The organism is Streptomyces himalayensis subsp. himalayensis (genome assembly GCF_013778455.1).
GTDB classification, from domain to species: Bacteria; Actinomycetota; Actinomycetes; order Streptomycetales; family Streptomycetaceae; genus Streptomyces; species Streptomyces himalayensis.
The window spans coordinates 86,970-94,198 of the sequence record NZ_JACEHE010000028.1; the positions used below are offsets into that span (position 1 = coordinate 86,970).

Here is a 7,229-nt window from a genome sequence, read left to right on the forward strand (position 1 = left end):
CAGGCAGCCGATGCAAGCGGGCCACCCGGCCGCGACGAGCGCGCAGCTCGAACCCTCGGCAGCCTCGCTCGTGGAGTGCTCCAGCCGGCCGATCGGCAGGTGGTTGTTGAGCGCAGATGCTACGCCCCGCCCTCCGCCGTGGACGCGCTCGCCGCAGTGAGCGCGTTCGGGCCCAAGACCGCCCGGATGCGCCACTCCATGTGCGCCCGGATGTCGAACTCGGGGCCGTGGTGCCACTGGAACTGCAGGCCCTCCCAGGCGGCGAGGAGGATCCGCGCCGCGATGTCCGCGTCGATACCGGCGGGCACCGCGCCCTCCTGCTGGAGGCGGCGGATGTCGGTCGCAACGATGTGCTGGCATCACGATCTGCGGTCCGAAATGATTCATGGCGCCTTCGCGGTGCACGTAGGCTCTGGGCGCGTGCGGTCGACCGGGGGCGCGTCGGGCCTGTGCCCGAGGAATTGGGCGAAGGGAGCGTCCCGCTGTGACGGATAGTCACGAGGAAGAAGTCGTGGCCAGGATCGCCAAGGGGCTCGTCTACACCGAGTCGGAAGCGGCCTTTCAGGCCCCTCGGCGCCGCACAGAGCAGATCTTCGAGTACAACCACACACCACCGAGTGAAACGGAGAAGCGTCGATCGCTGCTCGTCGCGATCTTCGGCTCGGTCGGTGAACGCACGGTACTGCTGCCGCCGTTCCACGCGGGGTTCGGCAGCAATGTCCACATCGGCGACGACTTCTTCGGGAACGTGAACCTCACGTTCGTCGACGACGTGGACATCCGCATAGGCAACGGTGTCATGATCGCTCCCAGCGTGACACTGACCACCACGGGACACCCGGTGCATCCCTCGCGACGCGATGACTTCGGGCGGTTCTCCGAACCGATCGTGATCGAGGACAAGGTGTGGATCGGCAGCAACGCGGTGGTCCTGCCCGGCATCCGTATCGGATATGGGTCGGTCATCGGCGCCGGCAGCGTCGTCAGCCGCAGCATTCCCCCCATGACCGTCGCGCTCGGAACACCTTGCCGGGTGGTCCGCCCCATCACGGACGAGGACCTCACCACACGTACTGCCGTGGGACCGGCTCCACCCGCGGCTGACCCGCCGGTCCGCGTGGATCGACCACACCACGTCACTGCCCATCATCGAGGGCACCGTGATCCGTCGGCAGGTTGAACCCCTGCCTTCCGGAACAGAGCCGAAGCCGATGTGGCTGTGGTGGTCCAAGTCCGGCGCTGCCGCAGCCGACGTAGACCGTTGCTGGCAGGCCTTCCTGAGAAGATTCGACGTCGAGCACACCTTCAGGTTCTGGAAGCAGACCCTGGGCTGGACCTGTCCGAAGGTCCTGCTTGTGTAGGTCGGCTTCTAACCTGCCCCCTTGGTGACGGACTCGGCTCACGGTTCAGCAACACCGCCACAGCCGACGGCGCGTCCCGCCGGTGGTCCACGGCGGTGATCGCCGCGCTGGGCGCCGGACTGCTGTCCACGGGGCCGACGGTGCCGGCCGCGACCGCCGCCGAACTGCCGGCGCCCAAGCTATCGCCTCTACCGGCGCCTGCGGATCCGCTGGGAGGGCCGTGGGTGACATCAACGAGGCCGTGCTCAGCATGGGATGTGCGCTGATCTGCTGGAGGCGGTCGAACAGCGTGTCACGTGGTCACAGAGCGGTTGCCGGTTCGTTCCCTGGTGTCGTAGGCCCGGCGGGCCTGTTCGACCTGGTCCAGGTTGGCCGACCATTCGGCGAGGGTCGCGAACAGCGGTGCCAGGCTACGGCCGAGTTCGCTGATCTCGTACTCCACCCGCGGTGGAACCTCGGGGTGATAGGTGCGCACGACGAGGCCGTCGCGTTCCAGCTGTCGCAGCCTCTGGGTCAGCACCTTGGGCGTGATCGTGGCGATCCGGCGTTCCAGCTCCACGAATCGCTGCCGGCCGTACTCGTTGAGCGCCCACAGGATCGGAGTGGTCCAGCGGCTGAAGACGATGTCGACCACGGGAGCGATCGGGCAGGCGTTCTCCGGCGAGACCTCAATCCGAGACCCTTGAGCTGTGCTCTCCGTCACATCGATCCCCTCGGCCATTACTTTCCTCTAGGTACCTACTGTCCTCACGATAGTAGCTTCGCCGTGTCCTCAGGAATTCGGAACGGAGAGATCATGATCGTGGTGACCGGCGCAACGGGTAACGTCGGGCGGCCGCTGGTGCGGGCGCTCGTCGCAGCAGGAGAGCAAGTGACGGCAGTCTCCCGGCGGATCTCGGCAAGCCAGGTACCGGCGGGGGTGCGGTATCACCAGGCCGACCTGGTCGAGCCGGAAAACCTCAAGCCCGTCCTTGACGGGGCTGAGACGCTGTTCCTGCTGACCTCCGGCGACTTCGTGGCAGCCGACGGCAACCTCAGCGACGTCCTCGAGGTCACCCGTGCCGGTGGCATCCGACGGGTCGTCCTGTTGTCCTCGCAGGGTGTCAGCACCAAAGACCACTCCTCCGAATTGGAGGATGCCGTCACCCAGTCGGGCATGGACTGGACCATGCTGCGGCCGGGGGGCTTTCACTCCAACACACTGCAGTGGGCCGACACGGTTCGCGCGCAGCGGGTGGTCACAGCCCCGTTCGGTGACATCGCGCTACCGACCATCGACCCGGCCGACACCGCCCAGGTCGCCGCCGTCGCGCTGCGGGATGCCGCCCACAACGGCAACGTCTACGAGCTGACGGGGCCGGTTGCGATCTCACCCCGACAGCAGGCCGCCGCGATCGCAGACGCGCTGGGCGAGCCGGTGCGGTTCGTCGAACAGACCCGGGCCGAGGCCAAGGCGGCGATGGTGCGGTTCATGCCCGAGCCGGTCGCAGAACGCACCCTCGACATCCTCGGCGCACCGTCGACTGCTGCGCAGCGAGTCAGCCCAGACGTCGAACTGCTCTTGGGCCGCCCAGCCCGCACATTCGCCGAGTGGGCAACACACAACATCTCAGCCTTCCAGTGACCCCAGAGGCGATGGGTGGCTCTGTTCGCGAGTACGAGCAGCCCTTCGAAGGCGGTTCAGGGAGGCAGCCGGGCGCGGGCGGTCGATGCAGATATTCACGAGTGCCGACAGCACTGAGCCTTCCTGGCGGGCCGATGCGGCCGCTTCAGGACATGTGTCGGCGCTCCGAGAGAGGCTTGACGCAGGCAGAGAGGCGAGCCAGTCAGTCAGGGATTCGGTTGATCTCCGCGGGGCGCTCTTGCTGGATCCAGTGACCGCAGCCGTCGACGATGTGGGAGGTGCCAGCCTGGATGCGGTCTCGTGCACTCTCGCCGACCTGTTCTGGGCCCGGATCGAGGCGCTGGCGCCCGGGATCGACTCGCTGGGGCTGCGGCCAGCAGTGTCCCGAGCTTGGAAGGAGGATCTCAATGTCAAGTAGCGTACGGTCACTGGTCCCGGCGGGGAGAGCATCGAGATCTCCAGCCCGCGGCTCAACGTTTCAGCGCGACATCGGCTCCGAACACCGCGCATTCACGCCGACCGCGATCCGAAACTGCTCATCAACGCCTTGGCTGCCACCGGCGTGACCAACGCCGACGGCGAGGCCCTTACGTTCTCACCCCACGGCTTCCGGAGGAGTGTCAGATGCTCACTCCTTCGACCGGACCCGGCCCAGCGGACACGACTTGCCGACATCCGCGACAACCTGATCGCCCGCATCGCCGAGGCCGAACGCGAAGGCCCGCTCGGCGAGGTCGAAGGGCTACGGGTCAGCCTCGCTGGGGCAGAAGAGAAGATCGCCCAGCTCGATGCCCGCCAGGAGCGCAAGTCATCGAGGGCGTTCCTCGGAGTCCCCTCGTTCGACCAAATCGGAGCTCGAACGGCGGTGAGCCCTGATCACGAGTCGACGCCTGGAGCTGACGGATCCCCATGCGGCAGGCTGGAGTTCGATAAGGCAGCCCCTGCCTAGGCTTTGCGAGCGAGCAGTTGAATCTCCTGGAACTGCCGTCGGTCGGTGGGCTGAGGCTCGCGAACCATCCGGGCCACCTCGGCCAACCCGGACTTGCGCAGCAGCGCGGCGAGGTGATCAGGCCACCACCGATAGGCCGGCGCGACTGTGTGATCGAAGACCTGCGTCGGGTGAGACGGATCATCGCTTGCCGAAAAGCCGATCAGAAGGTGGCCGCCAGGTGCCAGCACACGATGGAACTCCGCCAGGATGACGGAGAGTTCTTGCGGCGGAGTGTGGATGATGGACCAACGTGAGAGTGCGCCGCCCAGCACGCCGTCAGCGATGTTCAACGCGGCCATCGAGCCCACGTCGAACCGGAGGCCCGGATAGGCCTGTCGAGCCAACTTGATCATTGCAGGAGAAGCGTCAACACCAAACGCTGCCAGACCCAGCTCGTCCAGATAAGCGGTGATATGGCCAGGTCCACACCCCAGGTCCGCGACCTGACCGTCCCCACTCGCACTTACGACCTCGGCGAAGGCACCCAAGATCGCGCGGTCCAGCGGACTGTCACGCAGCGTGTCGCGGAACAGCTGCGCATAGGCCGGGGCGGCAGCGTCGTAAGCCTCGCGGGTGGCACTCAGGGCATCGTGTTCGACCATGCTCGCGACAGTAGTTCCTGGCCCCGAAGCGAGCCGGGAGAATCACGATCTTCCCGCCCGTTCGCCCGGGCTATCGCTAGTTCAGCGTGCTCTAGCAAGGAACCCCGTGCCTGTAGGCATCGGGAGGAATCGCTTCTCTGGACGGTTCTGACCTGCATCGGAGCACGGATCCGCGCTGTTGACCCCAGCCGCCTACTGTAGGCGCTTCTGGTTCTCGGTGTACTCCTTGATGACCGCCAGGGGTGCCCCGCCGCACGATCCGGCGAAGTAGGACGGGGACCAGAAGTGCTCGCCCCACAAGTACTTGCGGATGTGGTCGGAGAACTCCTTGCGCAGACGAGCTGGAGACCGGCCTGCTGGCACGCCGCCAACGCACGATCGACGAAGGCTGGCGCGGTGAGGCCGAGGGCCTCGACCGGACCTTGACATTCCTGCGAAGCAAGCACGCCCAGGGCCATCGCACAACTGCGATGGCAAGGGCGGACCTGGGTATGCGCACACCGCCCCGGCAGCCCGCAGGGCCCCTGGGCAGGTAACGACCTCGGCGTTATCTGGGGTCGCCAGAAGCCTTCAGGCAAGTGAGGCAGGTGGCCTTGCGCCGTATGTGCCTCACAGGTATCTGGGAGCTGTTGAGGCACATTGGGCACGTGAGCCACGATTTGCCGCGCCGCGACCCCTACCGGCCACGGCGGGGCCGTCGCGCTCATCTCCGAGCTGTACGCGGAGGGGTGGAGCGCTCCGAAGAAGGGCGGCGCAGCCCGATCGCGGTGATGGCCGTGGCGGCACATCAGACCCGGTTCGGTGCCGGCTCCGGCTCGGCGGGATGCGCTGCCGCGCGGCGGGGCAGCAGCAGCGGGGTCGCCAGCAGGAGCATGCCGGCCAGGCCGATGGCCGTACGCGGGCCGAGCAGGCTGCCCAGCACGCCCCAGACGGCCGCCAGGAGCGCGGTTGAGGCCTTGGTCGTCACCGCCCAGGCGGACAGCGCCCGGGCGACCCGGTCGGTCGCGGTGCGCTCGAGGCGGTAGGTGGCGTAGACGGGGTTGAAGACCCCGCAGCAGAAGATGAGCCCGAGCTCGACGCCGATCACCAGCAGCAGCCCGCCGGTCCCCGGCCCCAGGAAGGCCAGGCCGATGGGCCAGATCGCGCGCAGCGCCCCGACCACGACCAGGACCTGGTGCTGCCCGAACCGGGTGACGAGCGGTCGGGCCAGCCGCGAACCGAGCAGCCCGCCGATCGAGGGCGCGGCGAAGGCGAGGCCGTACTGCCACGGTGCGAACCCGAGTCGGCCGAGCATCAGGACGGCCAGCAGCGGCTGGGCGGCCATCACCAGGCCGTTGAACAAGGCGGTGTTGAAGAACAGCGGACGCAGCGTCGCGTCGGCGAGGATGTACCGCCAGCCGTCGAGCAGGTCCCCGGCCCGCATGCGCGCGGCCTCCCGGCGCTCGGGCAGCGGCTCGTGCCCGCCCATCGCACGGATGCCCAGGGCCGAGAGCAGGTAGCTGACCGCGTCGGCCACCACCGTCGCCACCGGACCGAGGAGTCCGATCGCGGCGCCGCCCAGCGGCGGTCCGATGATCGTGGTCGTCCAGGCCGTGGACTCAAGCCGGGCGTTGGCGACGAGCAGGTCCTCGGCCGGCAGCAGCGTCTTCAGGTACGAGCCGGAGGCGGCGCGGAAGGTGATGTCGGCCGCCGCGACGACGATCGAGACCAGCAGGAGCTGAAGGAAGGTGAGCGCGCCGAGCGCGAACGTGGTGGGGATCGTCAGCAGCGCCGCGAACCGCACCAGGTCCATCGCGATCAGCACCGTCCGCTTGCGGCGGAACTCCACCCACGGGCCGAGCGGCACCGCCACGGCCGCGCCCACCGCAGCCCCCACGGAGGAGAGTGCGGCGACCTCGGCCGGTCCGGCGTGCAGCACCTGGATGGCGATCAGCGGGAACGCGCCGAAGGCGAGCCACGTGCCGAGCGCGCTGGTCCCGTACGCTCCCCAGAGCCACCCGAACTGCCGCCCCAGCCGATGTCCGAGCAGACGTCCCAGCCGGTGCCCGCTCCTCATGCCCGACGCCCCTCGCCACTCGCCCGCACAACCAATCCGCGATCGGAAGCATCAAAGCGAGCACCATATCCGGGGATCAAACAACCGCAGGGCCGTCGAACACAACCATCGGTTGTACGCCTAGGGTAATCGGCATGGACCTCGACACCGTCCGGACCTTCGTCGCCGCGGCTGACGCGGGGCAGTTCCAGGAGGCCGCCGCCGAGTTGGCGGTCACCCAGCAGGCCGTCTCCAAGCGCATCGCCGCGCTGGAGCGCAACCTGGGCGTGCGGCTGTTCACCCGCACCGCGCGCGGCGCCGAGCTCACCATCGACGGGCAGGCGTTCCTGCCCCACGCGCGCGAGCTGCTGCGCGTCGCCGAGCGCGCGGTCGCGTCCGTGCGCACCGGCCGCCGTCCGCTGCGCGTCGACGTGATCGCCTCGCGCGGCGCGGCGTCGGGCCTGATGCGCGGCTTCCACCGCGCGCATCCCGAGATCGAGCTCGACGTGGTGTGGCTGTTCGACATCGAGACGGCCGTCGCCGCCATCCGGTCCGGTGAGATCGACGCGTCCTTCCGCGCCGTCGCCGTGCCCGGCCGAACGCGAGGTGCCGGTCT

Annotated in this window: 8 protein-coding genes and 3 pseudogenes; 5 read left to right on the top strand and 6 right to left on the bottom strand. The window is 68.3% G+C overall.

The genetic code is table 11. The annotated features are described in order from the left end of the window. Positions 1-119: 119 nt before the first annotated feature. Positions 120-308 (bottom strand): hypothetical protein, encoded by a 189-nt coding sequence (locus tag H1D24_RS33020; RefSeq protein ID WP_181661404.1) that lies wholly within the window; start codon positions 306-308, stop codon positions 120-122. Positions 309-484: 176 nt separating this feature from the next. Between H1D24_RS33020 and H1D24_RS33025 the strand changes: the two genes are divergently transcribed. Together H1D24_RS33025 and H1D24_RS42910 are read left to right on the top strand one after the other, a co-directional pair. Then, the gene (locus H1D24_RS33025; RefSeq protein WP_309484524.1) at positions 485-1,180 is read left to right on the top strand and encodes a sugar O-acetyltransferase; all 696 of its coding nucleotides are present in this window, start codon (positions 485-487) and stop codon (positions 1,178-1,180) included. Further along, positions 1,080-1,349: pseudogene (locus H1D24_RS42910) on the top strand (NF041680 family putative transposase); the annotation flags it as partial. The gene H1D24_RS33025 and the pseudogene H1D24_RS42910, both read left to right, overlap by 101 nt. A 304-nt stretch (positions 1,350-1,653) precedes the next feature. Here H1D24_RS42910 and H1D24_RS33030 read toward each other — a convergent pair. Continuing rightward, positions 1,654-2,082 carry a winged helix-turn-helix transcriptional regulator gene (locus H1D24_RS33030; RefSeq protein WP_181661405.1) on the bottom strand — a complete coding sequence of 143 codons (429 nt, stop codon included), beginning with the start codon at positions 2,080-2,082 and terminating at the stop codon, positions 1,654-1,656. A gap of 75 nt (positions 2,083-2,157) precedes the next feature. Between H1D24_RS33030 and H1D24_RS33035 the strand changes: the two genes are divergently transcribed. Then, positions 2,158-2,985, top strand: coding sequence for an NAD(P)H-binding protein (locus tag H1D24_RS33035; protein WP_181661406.1), 828 nt, complete (start codon positions 2,158-2,160; stop codon positions 2,983-2,985). 186 nt (positions 2,986-3,171) lie between these two features. Here H1D24_RS33035 and H1D24_RS42915 read toward each other — a convergent pair. Further along, positions 3,172-3,262, bottom strand: a pseudogene (locus H1D24_RS42915) (alpha/beta fold hydrolase); the annotation flags it as partial. Between the two features lie 285 nt (positions 3,263-3,547). On the opposite strand from H1D24_RS42915, the gene H1D24_RS42920 reads away from it, so the two are divergent. Next, a complete protein-coding gene (locus tag H1D24_RS42920) occupies positions 3,548-3,934 on the top strand; it encodes a hypothetical protein (RefSeq protein WP_181661421.1) in 387 nt (128 codons plus the stop codon). Here H1D24_RS42920 and H1D24_RS33050 read toward each other — a convergent pair. The 3 genes and pseudogenes from H1D24_RS33050 to H1D24_RS33060 form a co-directional block, all read right to left on the bottom strand. Next, entirely contained in the window at positions 3,931-4,578 is a 648-nt protein-coding gene (locus H1D24_RS33050) for a class I SAM-dependent methyltransferase (protein ID WP_181661408.1), read from the bottom strand. The genes H1D24_RS42920 and H1D24_RS33050 overlap by 4 nt on opposite strands. A 192-nt stretch (positions 4,579-4,770) precedes the next feature. After that, positions 4,771-4,926 (bottom strand): annotated as a pseudogene (locus H1D24_RS33055) (transposase); the annotation flags it as partial. Between the two features lie 439 nt (positions 4,927-5,365). Beyond that, the gene (locus tag H1D24_RS33060) at positions 5,366-6,634 is read right to left on the bottom strand and encodes an MFS transporter (RefSeq protein ID WP_181661409.1); all 1,269 of its coding nucleotides are present in this window, start codon (positions 6,632-6,634) and stop codon (positions 5,366-5,368) included. A 134-nt stretch (positions 6,635-6,768) separates the two neighbouring features. On the opposite strand from H1D24_RS33060, the gene H1D24_RS33065 reads away from it, so the two are divergent. After that, positions 6,769-7,229: LysR family transcriptional regulator (locus H1D24_RS33065; RefSeq protein ID WP_181661410.1), on the top strand; the 461-nt coding region annotated here is incomplete at its 3' end.